The organism is Streptococcus sanguinis (assembly GCA_013378335.1).
GTDB classification, from domain to species: domain Bacteria; phylum Bacillota; class Bacilli; order Lactobacillales; family Streptococcaceae; genus Streptococcus; species Streptococcus sanguinis_I.
This window is the reverse complement of record CP040556.1, coordinates 1,884,746-1,909,854: the sequence shown is the minus strand read 5'-3', so window position 1 is coordinate 1,909,854 and position 25,109 is coordinate 1,884,746. Positions and strand designations below refer to the sequence as shown.

Below are 25,109 nucleotides of genomic sequence, written 5' to 3'. Positions count from 1 at the left end.
AATTATAGATTTGAAGGGCTTAATAATTAAGATTTTTAAAAATTGAAATCTTTTTGTCCCAGACTCTTTTTGGTTTATACTTGGCTGTAGGTTTCACGGCGACTTAGTTTTGCGACTTCTTTTTTGCTGGGTATTGGTTGGTTTTGCTCTTCCGCCTTCCACACACTGCGAGTAAAGACCATGGAGAGTAGTGCCAGAGCCGCAAAGGCTGTTCCTACGTACCAGTAAGGCATATCCAATGTCGTGGAGCGACCAGATAGGTTGACGATGCCACGGAAGAGCATGCCGGCTGTCATAATGGCTACAGCTGAGTTCCAGAGGTTGAGGCTGAGCCGAGAGAGGTTAGGGATGACCTTCATAAAGAGCAGGAGTAGGATGCCACCCACTAGAGGAATGGCAAATAGATAGTGCATGTGGCTAGATGTTTCGCCGAAACTGAAGGATTCATAGATTCTGCTGAAAGCAAAGAAGAAAATAGTTAATAGTGCGTAGATAAGGGCTGTTTTTCTAAAACGTTTTTTGCTGGGATTAGTAACCGATGTAGACAATATCACTCACCGACCTTTCTGAGATAGTATTTCCGTTGGTTGTAGGTTTGTTAATGACCTGACCGTTAAAGTAAAGTGTAGAGGAGCCGCCGCCATCAAGGTTGTAGGCGGTCTTGACACCGTAAGATTTCATGATTTCTGCCATCTGGTAGAGGGAAAGTCCCTCGCTTTCTGAGGTGCGTCCGTCTGAAACGATGATGATGTAGTGGTTTTCATCAATGATACCGATAGCTGTCCGTGGATTGGAAGACATGGACTGGCCGACTTCAGAGTTGGTATCAACGACAATCTCACCATTTTCTACAAGAGCTGGGCCGAAGGCCAAGAGATTGACCACACCGTCTTTGACCAGTTGATCGGCAGAGACTTGGTCTTCATAGATAATCTTGAAGGAGCCGTCTTTGTAAATAGCCAAATCACCATTGCTGGAGTCTTCTCGGACGGTATCGCGGTAGACGACGCCATTGCGGATGACATAACCAGTTGTATTGGCTCCGTAGTAGTCGCCGTTAACCGCTAGGATAGCATTGTTGTTGGCAGCTGTTTCCGAGGTTTTGGCAGTGACATTGTTTCCGTAGGTGTTTTGGGCAAAGGCCGTTTTCAGGTATTCTGATGAGCTGACGGTCACGTCAGCGATGTAGACTTGGGTGTTGCTGACGGTCTTTTCAGTCAGTGTGACCGAGATGTTGTCGTCTGAATAGCTGGTATCTGTCACAGTCGCTGTTTCCGCAGCCTTGCTGGCAGCCTCGACATTGGACGACGAACTTGCGCTTGAAACCGTGGAAATGGTCTCTGCGATGACGAAGGTTTTCAGCATGGAGTAGCTGAAAGAAGCTGTCAGAAGTAGCCCGAAAATGGAGGCATAGGCATAGCGTTTCTTTAAAAATTTCATGATGCGGTGTGTGTCCTTTCCTTAAAAATAAATCTCTTTTGCACCATCCAGGAGACGGTAAAGAGTAAGATGCCGACGATGATTTTGACAATTAGAAGATTGAGACCAAAGACAGCATAGAAGAGGCGAATCAGCAGTGTATCTAAGATAAAGAGCACCACAGCTAAGCTGAAATAGCCAGTTCCTGTCTTGAGTATACTGTCGTCATTCTTAAAGACCAGCTTTTTATTGGTCGAGTAATTAAAGATTGAGCTGGTCACGCGGGCAATCCCGTTAGCTAAAAGAATTCTCAGGCTGGTCGGCACGGCAGCTAAAAACAAGAGAGCCAGTGCATAGACGATGTAGTCGACGACGAAACTGCTGAGAGAAGTCAGGGCGAATTTAAAAATATTTTTATAAATCATGAGCCCATCCCGAATTGGTCGGAAGTGGGAGCCTTGATTATCATTGATATAGACCGTCTCAATGGGCACTTCCAAAATGTGATATTCCTTGCTGGTTTCTAAGAGCATGTTCATTTCATACTCATAGCGCTGCCCCTCTACCTTTAGCATAAATGGAATCATGTTGGTCGTAAAGGCTCGTAAGCCTGTCTGAGTATCGGAGACACCCACGCCAGTTTGGGCTTTGAAGAGAGCCCGAGTCAGACTGTTGCCGAAGCGGCTGCGCAGAGGCACCTTGCCAGTAAAGGCGCGTGCTCCCAGAATCAGCTGATTGGGATTTTCAGAAGCCTTGGCCGCTACGCGGAAAATATCCCAGACCTTGTGCTGGCCATCCGCATCTGCTGTTACCACCGTTCCATAGATTTTCAGTGCTTGGATAAAGGTAAAAGCAGTTTTCAGGGCTTGCCCCTTGCCTTGATTGACCTGATGACGGAGCACGGTCGCGTACTGCTCTGCCTGCTCAAAGACTATCTGGCATTTGGAAGAGCTGCCGTCGTCGATAATAATGATATGAAAATCACTCTTATGGTGAATTTTTTTTATCAGCTTAATAAGATTATAATCAGGCTCATAGGCCGGAATCACTAGATAATCCATATCCATACCTCTTTCTTAGATGATTTGTAGAAAGTATACAGACTGCGGCTTAAAACTTCCTGATATAAGTTAGTTTTAAGAAAATGTTAACATTTCTTTAAGGAAAGAGCATGGAAAGAAGAGGATAAAAAAGGCTAGTAGGGAGAGGATTAGAGAGGCTTTGCGAAATGAATTCTAGAGTATGACAAAGGGCTTATGTGGATACTTCTAAAAATAGGTCATTACGATTTTCGCGATCAATTGGTATGTCTTAAATGTAGAATGTTAAGAAAGCATATTCTTGTAATACCAAAGAGAGTGGGACAGAAATCGGGAATTCGTTAGAATTCGATTTCGTCGTCCCACCTCCGCACAGTTGAGTAGGGCTGTAAAAGCTGATGAAATCAGCGTAATAGAGCCCACTCAACCACTGCGTCTTGCTCGACAATCCAAAGACAATTGAGAGGCTAGGACTTTTGTCCCAGCCTCTTTGGGTATTATTCCCCTCCCAATTCTTCTTGGTCAATTTTATAGGCTGTTCGGTAGGCTTGGTAAAAGATAAAGACAGCCAGAGCAGTCATGGCCGGTACGATGATTGGGATATCCGTTTCGATAGCAGTCAGCGGTGAGTTCCAGAAGAAGTGGAGGACGAAGGCTGCTAGGAAGTAGAAGAGGCCAGCTCGGAAGTAGTTTTTCTGAGTATTGGCATAGCGCAGCATGAGTGCCAGACCGAGGGTGGTTAGGGCGGTGTAGAGCCAGTGAGAGGCGACGCCGCCAGTGATACGACCTAGGATACCAGAGATAGTGAAGGAGAAGCCTTCGGGCAGGTCAGAGAGGATATAGGAGAAGTCCTCGCTAATCTGAAAGCCCATGCCAGCCGTAATACCCAGCAGCAAAAAGGATTTGAGCTTCTTGACGGGGACTAGGTAGACAGCGAAGGCAACTGCCAACAGCTTAAGGGGTTCTTCAACCAGCGGAGCTGCGATGGCATTTTCTAGGTCACTGAGCAGCGTGTTGGGGAAGCTGGTGCTGACCCACTCATGGATATAGGTGTTTGCTAGGCCAGAAGTCCAGCCCGAGATGAAAAGGCCACCTAGCAGAGCTACCCCAAGGCTAAGTACAGGCGTCTGCCATTTTTTACCCAGTTGGCGAATCAAGAGCAGGGCAGGGACGATATAGAGCAGGGCCAAGAGGGCTGATAGTCCGATTATCCCATAGGAAGTACCTGACATACTGCCAGTAGTATAGGCTTGTGTCTCGTATTCTAAGCCAATCGCGCTCAGAAGGAGAAAAATGAAAAGAACAATATTTTTCTTCATAAGTAACTTTCTAAAATTTTATTTTCATCCTAGTATAAAAAAAAATCCTAAATAAAACCAATTTAAAAACTGGAAATTAAGGGCTAGTATAATACTTTACTTGCCAAACTGTCTCTTTTTGTTTATATTAGTTTTATAAGGTTTCTTGGAGGCGTTTGCATGTCGAAAAATCTGTTGAGGTTGAAATTGCTGGGAAGTCCGAGTGTCTTTCTCAATCAAGAGGAAGTCTTTTTTCCTTTTGCCAAAATCAATGCTCTGCTTTACTATCTCCACATCAATGGTGCAGTCAATCGGGAGGAGATTGCAGGAATTCTATGGGAAAACAAGGACAATCAGACCGCCAAAAAGAATCTGCGCAACACCATTTATCAAGCTAACAAGCTACTAGGTGGGGAGTGGATTGTCGCTCCCAATCGGACTGTGCTGTCGCTTAATCCCGAGTGTGCGATTCAAAGTGATGTAGAACTTTTTACGGACCATCCGGCAGAGCATCTATCCCTCTATCAGGGGGATTTTCTGCAGGGATTCTATCTCAAGGATAGTGAAGCTTTTGATTATTGGGTGTCTAAGATGCGGACGCGATATGAGCAGCTTTATATCCAAGCCTGTTACCAGCAGTTGGAAGCGGAAAAAGACCAGCTGGATTTGGAAGAGGCTGAGCGGAATTTGCGCCGCTTGATCAGCATTGATGAGTTTGATGAGAAGAACTACCATCTGCTCATGAAGCTCTATCAGGATAATGATCGGCCTGGCAAGGTGATAGAGACCTATTACAAATTGGTCAATATTTTAGATAAGGAACTGGGCATTAGCCCTACGGAACCAATCCAGCAACTATATCATGAGGTGCTTGCCAAGGACCGTAGCGAGCGCAAGACCAAGCAGTTTCTACGCAATACGGATCACTTTTTCGGGCGGGTTGATGAAATCAAGCGTTTGGAATCTTATTTCTCTAAGGTGATAGAGGCTCAGGAGGCGCGTGCTCTGGTTCTAGTCGGTGGTACTGGTATCGGCAAGCGGACAGTGACTCGTCAAGTACTGGCCAACCAGACCAAGTATTTCCAGATTGTCATGGCGGAGTGCTTCAAGGAAGAGATGAAGGCAGAGCTGCAGCCTTGGCGTGGTTTGCTGGACGGCCTGGGGGACTTGGTTATTCAGCACCAGATTCTCTCTATCAGTCAGTGGCAGGTCATTTTGGAGAGTTATTTTCCCATTTTGACAGGCGGTACTTCTAGTCTTCAGTTGGATGCGGACAAGCTGGCTCAGTTTGTGGTGGATATTCTGCAGAAGATTTCTAAGAAAAAAGCTTTGATAATCTTGATTGAGGACTGTCACTGGATGGATAAGTCCAGCGTTGCTGTCTTGGAGCAAGTTATGAATCATTTGACTGGCTATCCTGTGGCCTTTGTGCTGACCAAGCATCTGAGCACCCCTTCTTATTTGGAACATTTTTTCAATCACCTGTTGGTACGCAATAAGCTAGGCTTTATCGAGCTGCAGCCGATGAATTTTAAGGATAGTGCGGCTTACTTGCAAGCCCAGACAGGTCAGCTAACCATATCTGAAGAACTCCTTGAAGATATTTATCGGGTCAGTCAAGGCATCCCTTTCTTCCTGTCGGAATATGCTGAGCAGCTCCTGCGGGGAGAGAAGTTTCATCCGCTGACTCCGGCTATTAAGGCTAAGCTGTCTCTGAAGCTGGATTACCTGAGCAGTCAAGAGGAAGAGTTGGTGGACTATCTGGCTTGTTTTAGGGCTCCTGCGTCGGTTTCGCTCTTAGCTAGGCTATTAGGCCTGCCGATGGAAGAAGTGGTCGAAATCACTGAGGAGTTTGGGCAGAAGCAGCTGTTGATTGAGGAGGAGCAGGCTGAGGAATTAGTCCTGCGATTCAGTCAGGAGCTTTTGAGACTCTACGCCTATGAGCGCTTGTCACTTGCCAAGAAGCGAATGCTGCATCATCAGATTGCCCAAGGCATGGAAGACCAGCTGGGAGACTCTCTCTATCATGCTCAGCTGCTCAATGAAATCGCCTATCACTACAAGATGTCCAAGCAATTGATTAAGTCTCTGGAGTACGAGTTGCATTATCTCGAGGCTACTCTGCAGTTTCATCACGAGCTATTTCCAATTTATTCGCGGGAGTTTGGATTCATTGAAAAGACTGAGGACAATAATCAGTCGGCTGTTTTGGAGCAATTTGATCGCATCCGTCAGGCAATAGAGGAGCTGAAAAGCAAACACCAAAATCAAAGGGATTTCCAGCTCCTGCTTCTTCGTTTCCTCTATCTAGAAGGGCGCTATGCTATCCGGACGGGGAATTACCAGCAGGGAATGGACAATATTCAACAGGTGATTGCTTCGGCCAAGGAGCTGCAGCAGATGGATTTTCTCCTAGAAGGCTATCGGCAGATGATTTATTACTGCATCCAGACGGAGAATATCTCTGAGATGCGCTACTATACGGAGCTGGCTCTGGATGCTTCGGTCCAGGACAATAATCACGAGGCCATTGCTATCAACCTCCGGCTCAAGGGGCTCTATCATCTCATGATTGGGGATGAGGAGCAGGCACTTCATCATCTCTACCAATCTATTGACTGTTTTAGTCTGACAGCTTCTCTTCGTTCCAAGTACTCGATTCAGATTGCGGCGGCTCTAGACTATCTGGCAGAGATTGAGCAGATTCGCGGGAATTTCACGACAGCGCTGGCCCATCAGAAGGAAGCCATTGAGCTGACAGAAAATAAAACAGCGGAGCCTTCGATTTTTGCTTTCTACATCGGCTTGGGTATGACCTATTATCAGCTGAAAGATTATGAGCAGGCGGAGCGGATTTTCCTCAAAGCGAAAACAGCTTTGGAGTCCCTCAGCTTCCCTTGGAAAGAGACTCAACTGGAAGTCTATCTGGCCTTGATTAGCTGTGAAAGGGGAGACTACCAGCCGGTGCTAGCACTCTTGCGAAAGAAGGACGATCTAATCAAACGATATGGGAATCCAAGGGATAAGGGCTTAATTTACTATCTGATTGCAGTTATCAAGCATCGACTGTTGACCGATCGCCTAAAGGATCCTGCTTGTGCTGAGCTTTTGTCCCAAGACTTTGATTCTTACTATGATATAGCTAAAAGTCATCTTAATTTCTACCGAGACCGCCATCAGCTCAAGGAATTAGAAAATTTACGTCAGAACTTGTCTCAGGCATTAAACAAAAAATAAAAGAGTTTGGGACAAAAAGATTTCAATTTTTAAAAACCTAAATTGTCAAATTAAGTTAGACTTTTCAAGTAACTCAGAAAAACTTGGTATGGTGTTTGATAATTTAAAGATTTCCTAGGAATTCTATTTCTTTTATCAGCGATAGCTGATAAATAATTTTGAGAAATAGCAGTAAAATCCATTTGTTTCGGTAATCCATTTCGTCTTAATAAGCCATTAGAATGTTCATTGAGGCCTCTTTGACCAGGACAGCCTGGATCCGCAAAGAAAATATCAATGTCATGCGCATTCGAAATAGACTTCCAATTAGAAAATTCTTTCCCACAATCAAAAGTTATCGACTTAAAGAGATGGCTGGGGACTTGAGACAACCATTGATTGATGGAAACCTCAATATCACTTGCTTTCCGTCCATTAGTTTTCAGTGTGATGATGGCTTTTGAGAGGCGTTCTACCAAAGTAATAACCGCACTTTTGTGTTTCTCGCCAACAATGGTATCCCCTTCTAGATGACCAAATTCTGTCTTAAAATTAGGATAAATGGCTGCTCTCTCACGTAAATCTCTGCGAAACGCTTGTTTTCCTCGTTTTTCGCTATGACCATTTGGTTTTCTTTTGCCTTTCCAAGGGAGATCCTCTTTCTTTAGAATACCACGGTCTGCTAGTCGATAGAGAGTTCTCATAGAACAAGAAATCCTATCTGGATAAGCTCCCTTAATGACATCAAGGCTCCAGCTTAGATTTAAATGAGTTTGGATAAAATCTTTTTCTGCTTGTGTAAGCCTTGTTTTATTCCTGCCACAGCGTTTCTTATTGATTTTATATCGGTTATAGTAATCATAAGCAGAGTGCCCCTCTTTCAGATAGTTGATGACATTGTAGATGGTCTGTTTTGATCTTCCAAGAGCTTTTAGAATATCTGTAACTTTTATACCTTCTTTGTAGTAAGCCTCTATCATTACAAGCTCGTTTGTGGTAAGATGTGTATAGGTCATTTATGTTAGTTCCTTTCAGACAAATGTGGTGTTTATCTGAGCCTAACATAGATGGCTTTTTCTGTCTAGCTTAATTTTACAAATTGGGAAATCTTAATTATTAAGCCCTTCAAATCTATAATTAAATGCGAAAAGCGAACAAAGCAGAATTCTGATTACCAGAAAACTAGTTTTGTTCGCTTTTTATATTTGAGGTTGGACTTTTGTCCCAGACTCTTTTGATGTTTGTAATGAAATTTTTAAATGTCCATCAATCATGTGCTTGCGCCCAGACTTGGGTCAGGTAAAAGACAAAGCTGGCAGCCAGATTAGCCGTATGGTTGTCTATATCGTGAGGCGGAGAGACTTCGACGATGTCAAAGCCGATCAACTTACCTGAGGCAGCGATGTGCTGGAAGACCAAAACAGCTAGATTGGGATCCACACCGAGCGACTGAATGGCACTGACACCAGGAGCAGCACCAGCTGCAAAGCAGTCAATATCAATGGTCAAATAGACCTGCTCCTTGCCGGCTAGAAAGTCATCAACTGCTTTACAGACTTCCTTGTAACCCATTTGGTAAATATCCATTCCAGTCAGAAACTGGATAGCCTTGGATTTTGCCACAAAGTCAAAGAGAAAGAGATTGTTATTGTGCTCCTGAATCCCTAGGATAAGGTAGTTAAAGGCCTGCTTCTGAGCCAGAGTGTCATCAAACATCTGGCGAAAACCGGTACCAGAGTTGGGACCAGTCTGGTCATAGGGACGCAAATCAAAATGGGCGTCCATATTGATGACGGCCAAGTCTTGGTCAGGAGCTAGTGACGACTTAAGTCCCAGATAGTGGCCGTAGGCTGTTTCGTGGCCGCCCCCTAGGACAATAGGCCGGAGATTGAGCTCTCGCAGGCGTTTGACTGCTCGAGCCAAGCTTTGCTGCAGCTGCTCCAGAGAGCGGTTAGGGCCGTCAATATCACCAACATCAAAGACGCGGACGTTTCTGCCCAGATGCCAAGGAAGTTTGGCCAGCTGGGTTCGGATAGCTTGTGGCCCTTCGACAGCCCCCACTCGGCCGTGGTTGATATAAACCCCTTTGTCACTCTTGAAGCCAATCAAGGCAAAGTTGACCCCGTCAAAGGGTCTTAAGTTAGGGGCATTTAAGTCCAAAAACTCAATAACCATCCCCCACTTGGCAGCATATAAATCATCATCCAGTCTCTTATGATAGTAGCTGTTATCTAGCTGATAGTAATCTTCTAACATGATTTTGTCCTTTTCCATAACGATACTTGCGACTTTATTATAAGAGTTTCCACCAAGCCTGTCAATGGCTTTTGGCGGGAAAAGAAGCCCAGCTGAACGAGAGCGGGCTTCTTAGGTTAGCTTTTTTCAGGGGCATCAGCTTTAAAACTGAATGCTCAAGTCTACAGCCTTTTCAACGGCTGCTAGGAATTCTTCGTTTTCAATCAGCTCAGAAGCCTTGTTGAGTTCTTCGTAGATTTCGATGTCTTTATCAAACTCGATAAAGCGGACATGCTGACGGAAGAGGTTGTAGGCCGGCTTGGTTCCTTTACCAAGTTCATGGTTTTCTGGTTTCAGATCCAGAGCTTGGCAGGCTGCCATGATTTCTGTTGCTACGATGCGGCGAGAATTCTTGAGAATTTCAGCTGCCTTGCGTGCTGCAGTAGTTCCCATGCTGACAAAGTCCTCTTGGTTTTCACAAGATGGGATAGAGTCTACGCTGGCTGGATGAGACAGAACCTTGTTCTCAGAAGCAAGTGAAGCACAAGCATACTGGGTAATCATAAAGCCAGAGTTGAGTCCTGGGTGTTTGACCAAGAAGGATGGCAGCTTGCTCAGTTGGCTGTTGACCAGACGTTCCACACGACGCTCGGATACATTACCGATTTCAGAAATAGCGATACCGAGGAAGTCGAATGGCTGAGCCATTGGTTCACCGTGGAAGTTACCGCCTGAGATGACATGACCTTCCTTGGTGATGATAGGGTTGTCTGTAACGGAGTTGATTTCAATCTCAACCTTGGTCTTGACATAAGCGATAGAGTCCTTGCTGGCACCATGAATCTGAGGAATACAACGCAGGGTATATGGGTCTTGGACCCGTTGTTGAGTGGCTACGGTTGTATTTCCACTGCCTTCTAGAAGGTTGCGGATATTGCGGGCTGTAGCTAGCTGTCCGCTCTGAGGTCGAATGGTGTGTAACTCTTCTTCGAAAGGACTGGTAATACCATTGTGGACTTCCATGGAAAGAGCGCCAGCGACATCTGATAATTTAAGCAGCTGGATGGCATCATAGGTAGCCAGAGCTCCGATACCTGTCAGGACAGTCGTACCGTTAATCAGTGCCAGCCCTTCCTTAGCTGCTAGAGCAATTTTCTCGATACCGGCTTTGTCCAAAGCTTCTTGTCCAGAGAGCAGTTCACCTTGATAGTAAGCACGGCCAAGTCCTAGCATAGGCAGAACCATGTGAGCCAGCGGTGCTAAGTCACCAGAGGCACCCAAAGAGCCTTTTTCCGGAATGTAAGGGACAACACCTTTATTGAGCAATTCCAGAAGCTTTTCGACAGTGGACAAGCGGATGCCAGAATAGCCCTTGACCAAGGAATTAATCCGAATTAACATAATCGCGCGGACTGCATCTTCTGGCAGGGGATCGCCGTAGCCTGAGGAGTGCGTACGGATTAGGTTTTCTTGCAGCTGAGTCGTATCTTCTGGTGAGATGCTGACATTGCAGAGAGAGCCAAATCCAGTTGTAACACCATAGACTACCCGCTTTTCACGGACGATGTCATCTACGATTTTACGGGAAGCTTCTACAGCTTTTTTAGCTTCTTCATTGATTTCGCAGGTGGCTCCATGTCGGGCTACTGCGATGACGTCTTCTAAAGTAAGGTGTTCGCCATCCAAATTGATTACATGTGACATAAGATTTATTCTCCTTCTTGTTCAGGAACTTTATTTTTACAAATCAGTACTATATAGATAAAGTATACTGCACTGGCGATAAGGACACCGATAAGGCCGTAAACATAGTTCATTGGATTTTCACCCCAAATCATGACGAGGCTGACTAGAACCGCCAAAATTGGAATTACAGGACCAAATGGAACTCGGAAGACCACTTTCTTATCTGGATATTTCTTTCTTAATACTAGTACAGCTAGAGCAGTTGGGATGTATTGGAAGAAGCGGAAGACCACGCTAAGAGCTGCCAATTCTTCAAATTTACCAGAGAAGAGCAGGACGATGGCCAGGATTCCTGAAATAATAATGGCAACTATAGGGGCATTTTTAGAGTTGGTTTCTGCTATTTTCTTAGGCAGCAAGCCTTCTTCTGCGATGGCCGCCCCAAAACGCGGGACCATGACAGATTCACCGATATTAAGACCAGTGATAGAGATAAGAGCTCCGATAGAAATAATCCAAGCTCCAGCAGGACCGATCATCTCTACAAAGGCATCTTGTACAGAAGCATCTGTTTGCAAGATACGGCTACCCAGCATGGCGATGGTTCCAGCAATGATGAGCATATAGAGTACAGAAACAATACTAATGGAGCCTAAGATAGCCCGAGGTACGTTCTTTTCTGGGTTGCGCATTTCACCAGCAACGATAGACATGGTTTCAAATCCGATAAATCCGTAGAAGATATAAATGGCTGTGCTAGAGATAGCCTTCATGATATCTACGCCAGGTTCTAGCTGAAGAAATGGAGTGAAGTTTCCTTTTGCTATTCCGTCTTTGATAAAGAAAATAGCACATAGACTAAAGGCAATGATCGGAATGAGCTTAGCTACAGTAGCAGTTAGGGTGAATATTTTTGAAGTCTTAAGACCAGAGATATTCATCAAACTGAGTAGGATAATCAGGCTCACACTGAGAATCAGCTCATAAGGTTCAAAGGCTTTAAAAGTAATAACAAAAAGTCTTGCAAATGCTGCTGCCATAGCAGCCCAAGCGATAATGGTTACGACCCAGCCCAGAAAACCTACATTAAAGCCCACAAAGTTTCCAAAGGCCGCTTTGGAATATTGGAAAGCTCCACCGTTTTTATTAAAATAACCAGCAGTTTCTGCCAAGCAGACGGCTAGTAGAATAACGAGGAGGGCTGTTCCAAGCATGACAGCTAGAGAGGCAGGACCAAGTCCTTTATAAATCTTTTGCGGTAGGAGGAAAATCCCTGAACCGATAACGGCGTTGATACCGTAGAGAGTTGCACCGGAAAAGCTAAATTTGGCTTTTTCCTGTTCTTGTTCTTGTGCAGTGAGTTTAGTTGCATCCATAATAATGTTTCTCCTTTAGAGATATGGGATCCTTTCCAAGTAAAGATAGAATGGTGACAAGGCATCATGGTATCTTTACTTAGTAGGGATGTGGGTCAAACCAGCCCATATAGCAAGGGGAGCGCCCTTTGGCTGGTTACTCGAAAACATTATTTGCAGCTCAGTTTCCTGAGTCTCTTTTTCCACTATCAGAAGCTGCTCTGCCTCTAGATTAAGTGCTGGCAGGTCTGTTCCCGTCACCGTCAGATTACTCAAGGCATAGATAAATTGAATTTCGTCATCTCGGCTAAGCTCTTGCTCATTCAAGATGGCAATCATCTGTCCCTGATAATGGTCGCTGTAGATTAAGTTAAAGTCGGTACAAGTCCCCCGACTTGTTATAGAATCACTCCCTTCAAAGACATAGGGAGTAAAGGGAGCTAGAACCGTTTCCTCCTGCCGACTAGCATTGTGGAGATGAAGTGTGTGGTCCAGGCTCATGAGAATGCGGTGAAAGCCGCTGAGGTCAGAAAACTGACTTTCAGCCAACTCCACAGTCGCTGTTGAGAGGCGATAGTCAAAGTCCCGCTTGCCATAGTGGCCAGTTGGCGGGGAAAGATAAAGCTGTTTTGTCTTTCCCCCCGACCAATCGGAAACTTGAAAATCATTTACTTTTAGAAGGGTTATCATTTTTGGTATTTATTAGAACAAACCGCTGATATTGCCGTCTTTGTCAACATCAATCTTTTCGCTGGCTGGCACTTTAGGCAGCCCTGGCATGGTCATGATCGCCCCAGTCAGAGCAACGATGAAGCCTGCACCAGCAGAAACTTTGAGCTGGCTGATAGTCACAACAAAGTCTTTAGGTGCGCCCAGCTTTTTAGCATCATCTGAGAAAGAGTACTGGGTCTTAGCCATACAGATAGGATAGTTGGAGAAGCCCAGTTCTTCCAGTTGTTTGAGCTCACGTTTAGCAGCAGGAGTCAGGCGAACGCCCTTGCCTCCATAGACCTTAGTAACAATTTTGTTGAGCTTGGTCTCAATGGAGTCCTCTTCATTATATACAAATTGGAAGTGATTGTCTCCTTCGGCCAATTCAACGACTTTTTCAGCCAATTCTTTACCGCCAGCTCCGCCATTAGCCCAGACGTCAGAAATCACTACGTCAACTCCGCGTTTTTGGCAGGCGTCATAAACTGCTTGCAGTTCTGCTTCGGTGTCCAGCGGGAATTTATTGATAGCAACGACTGCTGGCAGGCCATAAACATCTTGAATATTTTCCAGATGTTTTTCTAAGTTTGGCAGTCCGTCTACAACAGCTTGGACATTTTCTTCAGCCAAATCACTCTTAGCCACACCACCGTGCATCTTGAGAGCGCGGATAGTAGCAACCAGAACTACAGCCGATGGACGAAGACCAGATGTACGACACTTGATATCAATGAATTTTTCAGCACCGAGGTCAGCACCAAAACCAGCTTCTGTGACTGTATAGTCGGCATACTTGAGAGCTAGCTTGGTAGCTAGGACACTGTTACAGCCATGAGCAATGTTGGCGAAAGGTCCGCCGTGAATCAAGGCTGGTGTGTGTTCCAGAGTTTGAACCAAGTTTGGATGGATGGCGTCTTTGAGGACAGCCGCCATAGCGCCACCAGCTTTTAGATCCTTGGCAGTTACTGGCTTACCGTCAAAGCTGTAGCCAATGATAATCTTTTCCAAACGGTTCTTGAGGTCAGTAATATTTTCTGACAGACAGAGAATAGCCATAACCTCAGAAGCAACTGTGATGTCAAAACCATCTTCACGTGGAACACCGTTGACCTTACCTTGCAAGCCATTTACGATGTGGCGCAGTTGCCGGTCATTCATATCCACTGCCCGCTTCCAAGTGATGCGGCGAGAGTCGATGCCTAAGGCATTGCCATGGTGGATGTGGTTATCGATGAGGGCTGCCAGCAAGTTGTTGGCAACACCGATGGCATGAAAGTCACCAGTGAAGTGGAGGTTGATGTCCTCCATAGGCACAACTTGAGCGTGACCACCGCCAGCAGCTCCGCCCTTGATACCAAAGACAGGTCCGAGTGAAGGCTCCCGCAGAGCGATAACGGCTTTCTTACCGATAGCAGCTAGAGCATCGACCAATCCGACAGAAGTCGTTGTCTTACCTTCTCCAGCTGGTGTCGGGGAAATAGCTGTCACGAGAATCAGTTTGCCGTCTGGCTTGTCTTTTAAGGCTTCCAGTTGGCCGGCACTGATTTTTGCCTTGTGATTTCCATAAAGAGACAGGGCATCTTCAGCAATTCCTAGCTTTTCTGCTACCTCTTTGATGGGCTTCATTTGAACCGAATTCGCAATTTCAATATCTGATAAAACCATATTGTTACCTCTTGAGAAAAGGAAGTCCATTCATGGGAAAAAATAGACTTCTCTTCCGTTTATCTATTAGACAACTTTCAAAATTTCTTGATAAATTTCATCGGCTAGAGCGCAGCCTTTTTGCAGTAGGTCTTCACCCTTGCTGCGGTAGTCTGCGACGAATGCTTCATCCTTGACGCCTGACAAGTTGATGAGGACATTGAGCCAAGCCCCTTGCAGGCCAGCCTTAAGGTTGAGAGCTGCTACTCCCAGGTCGCTGGCAGCATTGGTATTGGATTTACCGACAGCCTTTTGAGTTGTTTGCAGGGCATCCAAGATGTCTTCCATCATGCCATAAGGTGACTTGGTCGCTTCCTTGAGAGCTTGTTGCATCGCTTCCCGACGGGCAGCCTTGTCTTCGTCAGTCTCCTTAGGCATATCAAAGACGGCGGAGACCAGATTAAATGCTTCAGTGTCCTTGTCAATAGCTGCGAGCAGGCTTTCTTGGAGGCGGGCACTTTCTGCGTGCACTTGAGCAATTTCTGCTTCAAATTCTGCGTATTTTTTCTTGCCAAGGGTTAATTCGCAAACCATCTTGGTCAGGGAAATACCGTTCGCTGCGGATAGAGCAGCGGCAGACCCACCTCCTGGTGCAGGAGCATCTGAGCCTAGGACTTGGGCAAATTCTGTCAAGCTTAAATCTACTAATTTCATGGATTTCTGTCCTCCTAGCCCAGCAAATGGTTTTCCAGAACTTGCTTGCCGTAGTCAAAGTCTTCGATTTGCAGATAGTATTCTGCTGCATCAATCAAAGCCTTAGCTGGCGCCAAACCGATGACTTCTGAGCCGAGGATTCCAACTCCGTAGCGTTTGGCTTCAAAGCGAACTGTTTCAAAGACACGATAGAGCGGGAATTTTTCCAGATTGACCATGTTGATGGAAACCTGGGCAATGTTGCGGTCTTCCAGCATAACGCCGATAGCTTTACAGTACTTGTAGCCACCGCTTGATCCACGGATAATTTTGGCAATATTGTTGGCAATTTCCAGATTGTCTGTATCCAAGTTAATGTTGTAGGCGATGAGCGGCATTCTAGCACCAACAGCAGTAACACCTGCAGTTGGGTGAATCTTTCTTTCACCATAGTCAGGCGCCCAGTCAGGTTCCAAGAGTTTTTCAGGCATGCCTTCAAATTGTCCCTTACGAACCTTAGCCAAATTTTTACGCTCTGGACGAGTCGCTGCATCTTCATAGAGGAAGATAGGAATACCGAGCTCACGATTGATTCGCTCAGATACTGTCTTCGCAATTTCTACGCATTCCTCACTTGTGATGTCCTTAATCGGTACAAAAGGCAGGACATCAGTTGCGCCCATACGAGGGTGTTCACCTTGGTGCTTGGTCAAGTCAATGTTTTCAGAAGCGTATTTAACCAAACGGAAGGCAACTTCCTGAATATTTTGATCATCACCGACCAAGGTAAAGACGCTGCGGTTGTGGCTGGCATCAGAAGAGTGGTCCAGAAGTGTTACACCTGGCACGCTCTTAGCTGTTTCCACTAGACCGTTAATGACCGCTTGGTTGCGGCCTTCAGAAAAGTTAGGAATACATTCAACAATTTTTGCCATAAGATATTACCTCGTGATATCAATAATTTTAATTTATAATATGAAATTAATGAAGCAGAACCTCCTCCTGAGCCAGATTGATACCCAGCTCAGGTCGGAAGTTGGGGGACAAGTTTTTTCTATTCGAACAACTTTTTAACAGATTCTTTGACCAAATCTTCGTCAGTTAAGTACGGAATGGTGATGTGGTCTGTTCCTTGGTGGAGACGGTTGTACTCGATAGCTGTCTCGATGGCATGCTCATTGCGAGCCCAGTTACGACGTGCAACTCCGCCGATCGTATCCCAAGCGATAGCAGATTTGATGATTTCATCGATACGTTCGCTGCCGTCCAGTACCAAGCCAAATCCACCGTTGATAGATTTACCGATACCAGTTCCGCCACCGTTGTGGAGAGCTACCAAACTCATACCGCGGGCTGCGTTACCAGCGTAACATTGTACGGCCATGTCACAAGTGACATTAGATCCGTCCTTGATATTAGAAGTTTCACGGAATGGTGAGTCGGTACCAGATACGTCGTGGTGATCACGGCCAATCATGACAGGACCAATCTTGCCTTCGCGGACTAATTCATTGAACTTGAGGGCGATGTTGACACGTCCCATACAGTCTTGGTAGAGAATCCGAGCCTGCGTTCCAACAACCAACTGGTTCTTTTCAGCATCGCGAATCCAGTTATAGTTGTCGCGGTCTTGGTAGCGGCGGTTAGGGTCAATCACTTCCATAGCTGCATGGTCAGTAGCGACTAGGTCTTCGTGCTTACCGCTCAGACATACCCAACGGAAAGGACCATAACCATAGTCAAAGAGCATTGGGCCCATGATATCTTCTACATAAGATGGCCAGATGAAGCCGTCTTTGTCGTCAAAGCCATTCTTAGAAATTTCCTTGATGCCAGAGTCATAGACTGCCTTCATAAAGGCATTACCATAGTCAAAGAAGTAGGTGCCGTTATTAGTCAAGGTCTTGATTGCCTTAAAGTGACGTTCCAAGGTTTGGTCAACCAGCTTAGCAAAACTTTCCTTATCTTCAGCCAAGAGGCGAGTCCGTTCTTCAAAGCTGATTCCAGCTGGACAGTAGCCACCGTCATAGACATTGTGGCAAGAAGTTTGGTCAGACAGCAAATCTACATGGATATTGTTCTCGTTGACATATTCCAAGAGGTCTACGATGTTACCATGATAGGCGATAGAAGTGGATTCGCCAGCTTCCAGAGCTTTCTGTGCTAGCTCGATTGCTTCTTTTGGACTTTCAGCCAATTGGCTAATCCAGCCTTGAGAGTGACGAGTTTCAATACGAGATTGGTCTACTTCTGCCACGATTGCTACAGCTTTAGCAATTTCGGCTGCTTTCCCTTGAGCTCCACTCATGCCGCCCAGACCAGAAGAGATGAAGAGTTTGCTTGTCAGGTCGCCATCATCAGCTACACCTAGTTTCAAACGTCCAGCATTGAGGAGAGTGTTGAAAGTACCATGGACGATACCTTGAGGGCCGATGTACATCCAGCCGCCGGCTGTCATTTGACCATAGTTGGTCACGCCCATTTCTTCTGCAATTTCCCAGTCCTTCATGTTGTCGTACTCACCGACCAAGAGGCCGTTGGTGATGATAACACGAGGAGCTTCTGGTTTGGACTTGAAGAGTCCAAGAGGATGGCCAGATTCTACGACCAAGGTTTGATGGTCGGTCATGATTTCCAAGTATTTCATGATGAGGTTGTACTGCATCCAGTTAGCGCAGACTGATCCTGTTTCACCATAAGTAACCAATTCATAAGGATAAAGAGCGATTTCAAAGCTCAGGTTGTTGTCAATCATGACCTGCATAGCCTTGGCTGCGGTACAGTTCCCTTTATACTCATCAATTGGTTTGCCGTAGATGCGTTCTTTTGGCCGCCAGCGGTAGCCATAAATCCGTCCGCGAGTTTTCAGTTCTTCCAGAAATTCTGGAATCACTTCCTCATGGAATCTCTTTGGAATATAGCGAAGGGCATTTTTAAGAGCAATTTCGGTTTGAGCTTGCGTCAAACGGAAGCCCCGGTCAGGTGCTCGACGGATGCCTTCTTGGAAAACTGTTTTTTCAGGCAGTACATCGTCTAATTTGACGGTCATTGCTGCTGCAATTTCATTTTCGCTAAAGTATGACATGAAAAATCCTCCTTTTAGTCAAGTGTAAAATATCTTTCTCCTACATTCTATAAGACTCCCGTCCATAAAGAGTCAAGAAAATGACAAAAACAGTAAAAAAAGTGGGGCTCCTATCTTTTACAAGCTTTTGACTATAATTTGACGATAGTGTATTATGATGAAAAGCAAATATGTCGGAAAATGAAATGGAGGAACAAGCATGACTGCTGATTTACTATTAACTCACTTTAATCAAGTCTTCTGTCCCAAGGACCTCGGCCATCCCCTTTTTGGCGAGGAGATGAAGGAAGCTCAGGTCTTGGAGGACGGCTACATTGCAGTCAAAGACGGCAAAATCCTAGCAGTTGGCAGTGGAGATCCGGACGCCAGTCTGATTGGAACAGATACTAAGATTCAGTCTTATGAGGGCAAGATTGCTACGCCTGGTTTGATCGACTGCCATACTCACTTGGTCTACGGTGGCAGCCGGGAGCATGAATTTGCCAAGAAATTAGCCGGTGTCCCTTATCTGGAAATTCTTGCCCAAGGCGGCGGTATTCTCAGTACGGTCCGGGCGACGCGAGAAGCTTCTTTTGACACTCTCTATGATAAGTCTAAGAGACTGCTGGACTACATGCTCCTGCATGGGGTGACGACTGTTGAGGCCAAGAGTGGCTATGGTCTGGACTGGGAAACGGAGAAGCGTCAGCTGGATGTCGTTGGAGCTCTGGACCGTGACCACGAGATTGACCTCGTTTCTACCTTTATGGCTGCCCACGCCGTTCCACCAGAATACAAAGGACGCTCTCAGGAATATCTGGAGCTTATCGTTGAGGAAATGCTGCCTCGAGTAAAGGCAGAAAATCTAGCTGAGTTCTGTGATATTTTCTGTGAAAAAGGCGTCTTTACAGCTGACGAGTCACGCTACTTGCTTTCTAAGGCTAAGGAAATGGGCTTCAAGCTTCGAATCCATGCTGATGAAATCGAGTCTATCGGTGGAGTAGATGTCGCAGCTGAGCTAGGGGCAACTAGTGCAGAGCACTTGATGGTGGCGACTGATGAAGGTATTCGCAAGATGGCAGAAGCCAAGGTTATTGGAAATCTCCTGCCGGCAACTACCTTCAGTCTGATGGAAGATACCTATGCACCAGCGCGCAAGATGCTGGAAGCTGGTATGGCCATCACTTTGACTACCGACAGCAATCCAGGCTCTTGTCCAACAGCTAATCTACAGTTCGTCATGCAGCTGGGCTGCTTTATGATGCGACTGACGCCAGTAGAAGTTCTTAACGCTGTAACCATCAATGCGGCCTACTCAGTTAACCGCCAAGATAAGATTGGCAGCTTTAACACGGGCAAGCAGGCTGACATAACCATCCTAGACGCTAAGAATATCGACTATCCACTTTATTTCTTTGCGACCAACCTGACCCATCAGGTTTACAAGGCTGGAAAACTGGTCGTCGATCAAGGTAGAATCGTCTAGCCTCTCTCAAAACGAATCGTATTTTTCGGACTCTCTCTGGTGACAGGGAGAGTTTTCTTTATATCAAAACTTTCCCTTGCCATTCTGCTGGAAGTCTGCTATAATAGTTATTTGTGAGCAAACCTCACTTACCCCTTGCAAAGTCTCGGGGTCATTAGACCAAAAGGAGGAAAAATCAATGGCTAAATACGAAATTCTTTATATTATTCGTCCAAACATTGAAGAAGAAGCTAAAAACGCTTTGGTAGCACGCTTTGACTCTATCTTGACTGACAATGGTGCAACTGTTGTTGAATCAAAAGACTGGGAAAAACGTCGTCTTGCATACGAAATCCAAGATTTCCGTGAAGGACTTTACCACATCGTTAACGTTGAAGCAAACGACGATGTAGCTCTTAAAGAGTTTGACCGTCTTTCAAAAATCAACGCTGACATTCTTCGTCACATGATCGTCAAACTTGACGCTTAAGAAGGTAGACTATGATTAATAACGTTGTACTGGTGGGTCGCATGACCCGTGATGCCGAGCTTCGCTATACTCCGCAGAACCAAGCGGTCGCAACATTTACTCTGGCTGTCAATCGTAACTTTAAAAATCAAAGTGGCGAGCGAGAAGCAGACTTTATCAATGTTGTTATCTGGCGTCAGCAGGCAGAAAATCTTGCAAACTGGGCTAAAAAAGGAGCCCTGATCGGAATTACAGGCCGTATTCAAACGCGTAACTACGAGAATCAGCAAGGCCAGCGTGTCTATGTCACAGAAGTTGTTGCGGACAATTTCCAACTTTTGGAAAGCCGCTCTAATCGTGAAGGTCAGTCATCTGGCGGATACGGTGGGAACAGCTTCGGCGGCAGCTCTGCTCCAAGTTATGGCAGTGCAGACTCGTCTAACCAAGTACCGAACTTTTCTCGTGATGAGAGCCCATTTGGCAATTCTAACCCAATGGATATCTCAGACGACGATCTACCTTTCTAAGGATCGAATCTAACTATAATATAAAGGAGAAAACACATGGCTCAACAACGTCGTGGCGGATTCAAACGCCGTAAAAAAGTTGATTACATCGCAGCGAACAAAATTGAATATGTTGATTACAAAGATACTGAGCTTCTTAGCCGTTTCGTTTCAGAACGTGGGAAAATCCTTCCTCGTCGCGTAACAGGAACTTCAGCTAAAAACCAACGTAAAGTAACAACAGCTATCAAACGCGCTCGCGTAATGGCTTTGATGCCTTTCGTAAATGAAGACTAATTAAATTGACAGCAGGCTCTAGCTTGCTGTTTTTTTTATTTTATCATTGACAAAATGTCAGTGGAGTGCTATACTGACCACTAGGAGGCAGAAATCATGCGTGATGTCAAGGAAGTAGAGGTACGGCGGGCGGAGATTATGTCTGCAGCCTTGCAGCTCTTTGCCCAAAAAGGCTATCTAAAGACAAGAACTCAAGACATTATTGATAAGCTTGGAATTTCTCGAGGTCTGCTCTATTATCATTTTAAGGATAAGGAAGATATTCTCTATTGTTTGATTGAAAAGAACTCTGAGCCCTTGCTGAGAAAGCTCGAAAAAATCAGCTATCAGCCAAATGTCGGAGCCAAGGAAAAAATCAGAGCCTTTATTGAGGCGACTCTTATCCCAGAGGAAAGCAGAACACGGGAAAATCAAGTCTTGCAGGAAACAGTCAATTTAGAAACAAATCGCTATGTTTTGGATCGCTTTTATCATAGACTCTGTGAGCGGATGATTGTTTTCTTTACTCATATCTTGGAGGAAGGTCAGAAATCCGGAGATTTTCATTTGAAATATCCGCATGAGACGGCTTCTTTTCTCATGACTGCCTACGTCTTTGTGTCCAATGATATCAAGATGAGTCAGGAAAAACCAGAGACTTTGCAGGATTATCTCACCAGCTTCCAGGCAATCCTAGAAAGAAGCTTAGGATTAGAAGAATCTATTTTTTAGAATAATCGGCAGTTTTCTGCCTTTTATTTAGAAACAGAACTGACAAAATGTCAGTTCGGAACTTCAATCTCTTAATCTTGATATTTAAAAAATTTTACACCAATACTGACAAGATGTCAGTTTAAATAAAAGGAGAAATTCATGTTAAAAATAGAACATTTAACAAAAGTATATAGCAACGGTAAAAAGGCAGTGGATGATCTTAGTCTGATGGTGGAGCCTGGGGATATTTATGGCTTCATCGGCGCTAATGGAGCAGGTAAGACATCCACCATTAAGTCCATTGTGGGGATTCATGATTTTGATAAAGGAGAGATTTATATCTGTGGGCACTCTATCAGGAAGGAGCCCTTGCTTTGTAAGAAAAGATGGCATTTCTGCCGGATAACCCAGACCTTTATAAAAATCTGACAGCAAGGCAGTTTTTGGACTTTGTAGCAGACATTTATAGAGTCTCTTTGGAAAAAAGGCAAGCGGCTATAAAAAAGTATTCTAAAATGTTTGAGCTGGATACTTCTTTGGATCAGTTGATATCAGCTTATTCGCATGGGATGAAGCAGCGATTGGCGCTAATTGCTGCCCTCTTGCATGATCCAGAACTATTGATTTTAGATGAACCTTTTGTCGGTTTAGATCCGAAAGGCGCATATTATTTTAAGCAGATCATGAGAGAGCTAGCCAGTCAAGGGCATGCGATTTTCTTTTCTACCCATGTTTTAGAGGTTGCGGAAGAACTCTGCAATAAGGTGGCAATTCTGCAAAAGGGACGTTTGGTGGCTAATGGAAGGACCTCTGAAGTTAAGGGGACATCCAGTTTGGAACAAGTATTTATGGAGTTACAGGATGATGACTAATATTCTTCTGCTTTTAAAAGTACAATTATACAGCACATTTTCGCTCAATAATTTAAGGAAAGGACGAGGGTTGGGCAGGTATTTTAAGCTTGGTCTACTTTTTTTGCTTGTTTTGTTATTTTCAGGCTACAACCTTTTAACGGCTTTGAGTTTGGTCAGGTTTGGGCAGGCAAATTTGATTCCAGCCTATATGATTGCCTTGGTTAGTTTTATTATTTTCTTTTTCAGTCTGATGCAGTCAAATGGCATCTTGTTTGACCAAGAGGAACTTGAGAGGCTCATCGTATTGCCGCTCAGTATTAGAGAAATCGTCTATGAGAAATACGCTTTTCTTTATCTTTTGAACAGTGTGTTTGCCATCCTTCTCATGCTGCCAGCAGGCCTCGTTTGGTTTGGCTATGGTGCGTCCTTCTTGGAGTTGCTTCTTTATCTGCTTTTAATGGGATTTATTCCTCTTTTACCTCTCTCTTTAGCCTCTTTACTCGGCTTATGCGTTGCCTACATTGCCTCAAAGGCCCCTCATAAAAATCTAGCTGCCTTTCTTTTTTCTCTCCTCTTGCTTTTGGGGCTGGCAACAGGCAGTATGTGGGCTATGAGAGCCGGAATGTCAGCTGAAAATCTTGGTCTCTTGCTTACCAAGCAGCTGACTTCTCTCTATCCTCCGGCAAGCTTGTTTTTTAATCGTCATCATTTTTGGTGGGCTAGCCTTCTGTTGATACTTATATCTTTTGCGCTGACAGGACTTTTTCTAAGGTATTTAAGTAGAAATTATATAAAAATGAATCAGATGATAACAGATGTGAGGTCAGAAAGAAAAGGCTATAGAAGCTGGCAGAAGTCTCCATTTATGGCCCTTTATAGGAGAGAAATTGCGAATTTTGTGTGTTCCTATCTTTATATGCTCAATAGTGGACTGGGAATCATTTTAATCATCGTTTTAGCCATCTCGCTTTGTTTTATGAGTCCTGATGCCCTCTTTTCTTCGATTGGACTCAGTAATAGCCGAGAGTTTTTACCTCTATTACTGGCTGGATGTCTCAGTATTTCCAATCCTGCAGCTGTCAGTATTTCCTTGGAGGGTGAAGAGATTTGGTTGCTTCAGACGCTCCCAGTATCTATGAGGCAGATAATGATGGCGAAGCTGGCCTTGACGGTGTCTTTACACGTCACGGCCTTGCTGCTGGGCTTGCCTGTTCTGGTTTGGCGTTTCTCGCTAGGAGGCTTGCAAGTAGTGGATTTGGTCCTTATTTCACTGGCTTACTCACTGTTTACAGCTCTTCAGGGACTTGTGGTCAATTTTCATTATCCTAAGTTCATCTGGGACAATGAAATGATTGTTATTAAACAAAGTTTTGCGGCTATCTTGTCTGGAGGAATAGGCATCTTGGTTCTTGTGTTCCCTCTTTGCTTATCCTTGCTATTTAGTATGGACTTGGAGATGTCGCTGCGAATCTCAGCGCTTGGACTTTTGCTTTTGGCAGCCGTCCTTTATAGGCATTTAATAAAACAAGGATATTTTAAGGAGGTTCATGGCTAATGAAAAAGAAAGATTTAGTCGTTTTGTTTCTCTTAGCAGTAATCATATTTTTGCTTATCTGCCTGCTACCAGAGCAGGTTCCCATTCATTTTAACAGCGCAGGAAAGGCGGACCTTGTTGTCAATCGCTTTTGGTTGATTCTCAGTTTGCCCATTCCCTACTCTCTTTATTGGAAATATTTTCGAAGCAAATCAAAAAGAGGTTAGTGAACCTCTTTTTATGTAGATATTAATATCTCGTCGGTCCCATAGTCGCGCTCTTGATGTTGAAGCGTTTTTTGAGATAGAAGCGCAGGGCTAGGGTAATAGCGCCGACAATAGCAACTACGATATTGGACAGGCGGGGATTGAGGAATTCAGGCAGGAGACTAGTCAGGACGATGGACATGCTCCAGAGGAGAATAGCAGCTGCCATAGTGAGGATGGATTTGAGCAGCTTAGGGCGCTGGCTGCGGTCCTTGTCTGGTCCGTAGAAACGGTAGATAAAGTGGTAGAGAGCATAGAAAGAAAGCCCGCCGACGATGCTTCCGAGTACGAGAGTCGTCAGTCCATAGACAGATGGCTGAGAGGAAGCTAGATTGACGATTGAGGTCAGGAGGGTAAAGAAACCAAAGATAAAGAGGACGGAGTCCAGCATCATCCATTTAGGATCGTCATTTTCTTTTGGATGTTCGGCATCATAGCGCTCTTTTGCAGTCAGAGAAGCCGCCCAAGTAGTTGGGGCTCCGTAGAGGCCGCGGGCAGTGATTCCTTTGGTTTGATTTTCCAGGATTTCCGGCAGAATGCCTTCTAAGATAGTCTGGATTTCCTGATCGGATTTGCCGTCTTGTAAGAGCTGGTTAGTCGCGATATGGATAAATTCTTTGTTTTTCTTACTGAGTTTGTCGAGGGATACTTGTGACATAGGTCT

The 25,109-nt window shown here is 45.0% G+C and carries 22 protein-coding genes and 2 pseudogenes; 10 read left to right on the top strand and 14 right to left on the bottom strand.

The genetic code is table 11. From position 1 onward, the window contains the following. Nucleotides 1-74: 74 nt before the first annotated feature. Genes FFV08_09780 through FFV08_09770 form a run of 3 tightly spaced genes read right to left on the bottom strand, consistent with a single transcriptional unit; the run spans nucleotide 75 to nucleotide 2,486 of the window. Nucleotides 75-554 (bottom strand): hypothetical protein, encoded by a 480-nt coding sequence (locus tag FFV08_09780; GenBank protein QLB52857.1) that lies wholly within the window; start codon nucleotides 552-554, stop codon nucleotides 75-77. Then, nucleotides 529-1,440, bottom strand: coding sequence for a phosphodiester glycosidase family protein (locus tag FFV08_09775; GenBank protein QLB52856.1), 912 nt, complete (start codon nucleotides 1,438-1,440; stop codon nucleotides 529-531). The genes FFV08_09780 and FFV08_09775 overlap by 26 nt, the downstream gene beginning before the upstream one ends. After that, complete coding sequence (locus FFV08_09770) at nucleotides 1,437-2,486, bottom strand: glycosyltransferase (GenBank protein QLB52855.1); 1,050 nt, start codon at nucleotides 2,484-2,486, stop codon at nucleotides 1,437-1,439. The genes FFV08_09775 and FFV08_09770 overlap by 4 nt, the downstream gene beginning before the upstream one ends. Nucleotides 2,487-2,750: 264 nt before the next feature. On the opposite strand from FFV08_09770, the pseudogene FFV08_09765 reads away from it, so the two are divergent. Then, nucleotides 2,751-2,839: pseudogene (locus tag FFV08_09765) on the top strand (NUDIX hydrolase). A 117-nt stretch (nucleotides 2,840-2,956) separates the two neighbouring features. Here the strand turns inward: FFV08_09765 and FFV08_09760 are convergent. Further along, on the bottom strand, nucleotides 2,957-3,778 hold the full coding sequence (locus FFV08_09760; GenBank protein ID QLB52854.1) for a PrsW family intramembrane metalloprotease: 822 nt from the start codon (nucleotides 3,776-3,778) through the stop codon (nucleotides 2,957-2,959). A 159-nt stretch (nucleotides 3,779-3,937) separates the two neighbouring features. On the opposite strand from FFV08_09760, the gene FFV08_09755 reads away from it, so the two are divergent. Next, nucleotides 3,938-6,994 (top strand): tetratricopeptide repeat protein, encoded by a 3,057-nt coding sequence (locus tag FFV08_09755; GenBank protein ID QLB52853.1) that lies wholly within the window; start codon nucleotides 3,938-3,940, stop codon nucleotides 6,992-6,994. A 50-nt stretch (nucleotides 6,995-7,044) separates the two neighbouring features. On the opposite strand, the gene FFV08_09750 is transcribed toward FFV08_09755, so the two are convergent. The 9 genes from FFV08_09750 to FFV08_09710 form a co-directional block, all read right to left on the bottom strand. Then, on the bottom strand, nucleotides 7,045-7,989 hold the full coding sequence (locus tag FFV08_09750; protein QLB52852.1) for an IS30 family transposase: 945 nt from the start codon (nucleotides 7,987-7,989) through the stop codon (nucleotides 7,045-7,047). Between the two features lie 250 nt (nucleotides 7,990-8,239). Next, a complete protein-coding gene (hutG, locus tag FFV08_09745; GenBank protein ID QLB52851.1) occupies nucleotides 8,240-9,229 on the bottom strand; it encodes a formimidoylglutamase in 990 nt (329 codons plus the stop codon). Between the two features lie 141 nt (nucleotides 9,230-9,370). Further along, nucleotides 9,371-10,912: a histidine ammonia-lyase gene (gene hutH, locus FFV08_09740; protein ID QLB52850.1), complete on the bottom strand. Its 1,542-nt coding sequence runs from the start codon at nucleotides 10,910-10,912 to the stop codon at nucleotides 9,371-9,373. Nucleotides 10,913-10,917: 5 nt separating this feature from the next. Beyond that, on the bottom strand, nucleotides 10,918-12,270 hold the full coding sequence (locus tag FFV08_09735) for an amino acid permease (protein QLB52849.1): 1,353 nt from the start codon (nucleotides 12,268-12,270) through the stop codon (nucleotides 10,918-10,920). 75 nt (nucleotides 12,271-12,345) lie between these two features. Next, the gene (locus FFV08_09730) at nucleotides 12,346-12,939 is read right to left on the bottom strand and encodes a hypothetical protein (GenBank protein ID QLB52848.1); all 594 of its coding nucleotides are present in this window, start codon (nucleotides 12,937-12,939) and stop codon (nucleotides 12,346-12,348) included. Between the two features lie 12 nt (nucleotides 12,940-12,951). Next, on the bottom strand, nucleotides 12,952-14,625 hold the full coding sequence (locus FFV08_09725) for a formate--tetrahydrofolate ligase (protein QLB52847.1): 1,674 nt from the start codon (nucleotides 14,623-14,625) through the stop codon (nucleotides 12,952-12,954). Between the two features lie 66 nt (nucleotides 14,626-14,691). Further along, a complete protein-coding gene (locus FFV08_09720; protein ID QLB52846.1) occupies nucleotides 14,692-15,318 on the bottom strand; it encodes a sugar ABC transporter substrate-binding protein in 627 nt (208 codons plus the stop codon). A 14-nt stretch (nucleotides 15,319-15,332) separates the two neighbouring features. Then, complete coding sequence (ftcD, locus tag FFV08_09715; protein ID QLB52845.1) at nucleotides 15,333-16,232, bottom strand: glutamate formimidoyltransferase; 900 nt, start codon at nucleotides 16,230-16,232, stop codon at nucleotides 15,333-15,335. Nucleotides 16,233-16,351: 119 nt separating this feature from the next. Beyond that, nucleotides 16,352-18,382 carry a urocanate hydratase gene (locus tag FFV08_09710; GenBank protein QLB52844.1) on the bottom strand — a complete coding sequence of 677 codons (2,031 nt, stop codon included), beginning with the start codon at nucleotides 18,380-18,382 and terminating at the stop codon, nucleotides 16,352-16,354. Nucleotides 18,383-18,581: 199 nt separating this feature from the next. On the opposite strand from FFV08_09710, the gene FFV08_09705 reads away from it, so the two are divergent. The 8 genes and pseudogenes from FFV08_09705 to FFV08_09670 all read left to right on the top strand — a co-directional run bounded on the left by FFV08_09705 (nucleotide 18,582) and on the right by FFV08_09670 (nucleotide 24,406). Then, nucleotides 18,582-19,847, top strand: coding sequence for an imidazolonepropionase (locus tag FFV08_09705; protein ID QLB52843.1), 1,266 nt, complete (start codon nucleotides 18,582-18,584; stop codon nucleotides 19,845-19,847). A gap of 178 nt (nucleotides 19,848-20,025) precedes the next feature. Continuing rightward, on the top strand, nucleotides 20,026-20,316 hold the full coding sequence (locus tag FFV08_09700; protein ID QLB52842.1) for a 30S ribosomal protein S6: 291 nt from the start codon (nucleotides 20,026-20,028) through the stop codon (nucleotides 20,314-20,316). A gap of 11 nt (nucleotides 20,317-20,327) precedes the next feature. After that, a complete protein-coding gene (locus FFV08_09695; protein ID QLB52841.1) occupies nucleotides 20,328-20,822 on the top strand; it encodes a single-stranded DNA-binding protein in 495 nt (164 codons plus the stop codon). Between the two features lie 36 nt (nucleotides 20,823-20,858). Then, nucleotides 20,859-21,098, top strand: a complete 240-nt coding sequence (gene rpsR / locus FFV08_09690; GenBank protein ID QLB52840.1) for a 30S ribosomal protein S18 — start codon at nucleotides 20,859-20,861, stop codon at nucleotides 21,096-21,098. Between the two features lie 96 nt (nucleotides 21,099-21,194). After that, nucleotides 21,195-21,809: a TetR/AcrR family transcriptional regulator gene (locus FFV08_09685; protein QLB52839.1), complete on the top strand. Its 615-nt coding sequence runs from the start codon at nucleotides 21,195-21,197 to the stop codon at nucleotides 21,807-21,809. A 141-nt stretch (nucleotides 21,810-21,950) separates the two neighbouring features. Next, nucleotides 21,951-22,663, top strand: a pseudogene (locus FFV08_09680) (ABC transporter ATP-binding protein). Next, complete coding sequence (locus tag FFV08_09675; protein QLB52838.1) at nucleotides 22,590-24,200, top strand: ABC transporter permease; 1,611 nt, start codon at nucleotides 22,590-22,592, stop codon at nucleotides 24,198-24,200. Before FFV08_09680 ends, FFV08_09675 begins: the two are co-directional and overlap by 74 nt. Continuing rightward, the gene (locus FFV08_09670) at nucleotides 24,200-24,406 is read left to right on the top strand and encodes a DUF1648 domain-containing protein (GenBank protein QLB52837.1); all 207 of its coding nucleotides are present in this window, start codon (nucleotides 24,200-24,202) and stop codon (nucleotides 24,404-24,406) included. The genes FFV08_09675 and FFV08_09670 overlap by 1 nt, the downstream gene beginning before the upstream one ends. Before the next feature lie 22 nt (nucleotides 24,407-24,428). On the opposite strand, the gene FFV08_09665 is transcribed toward FFV08_09670, so the two are convergent. Further along, nucleotides 24,429-25,103 (bottom strand): DUF1129 family protein, encoded by a 675-nt coding sequence (locus FFV08_09665; protein QLB52836.1) that lies wholly within the window; start codon nucleotides 25,101-25,103, stop codon nucleotides 24,429-24,431. Nucleotides 25,104-25,109 lie beyond the last annotated feature (6 nt).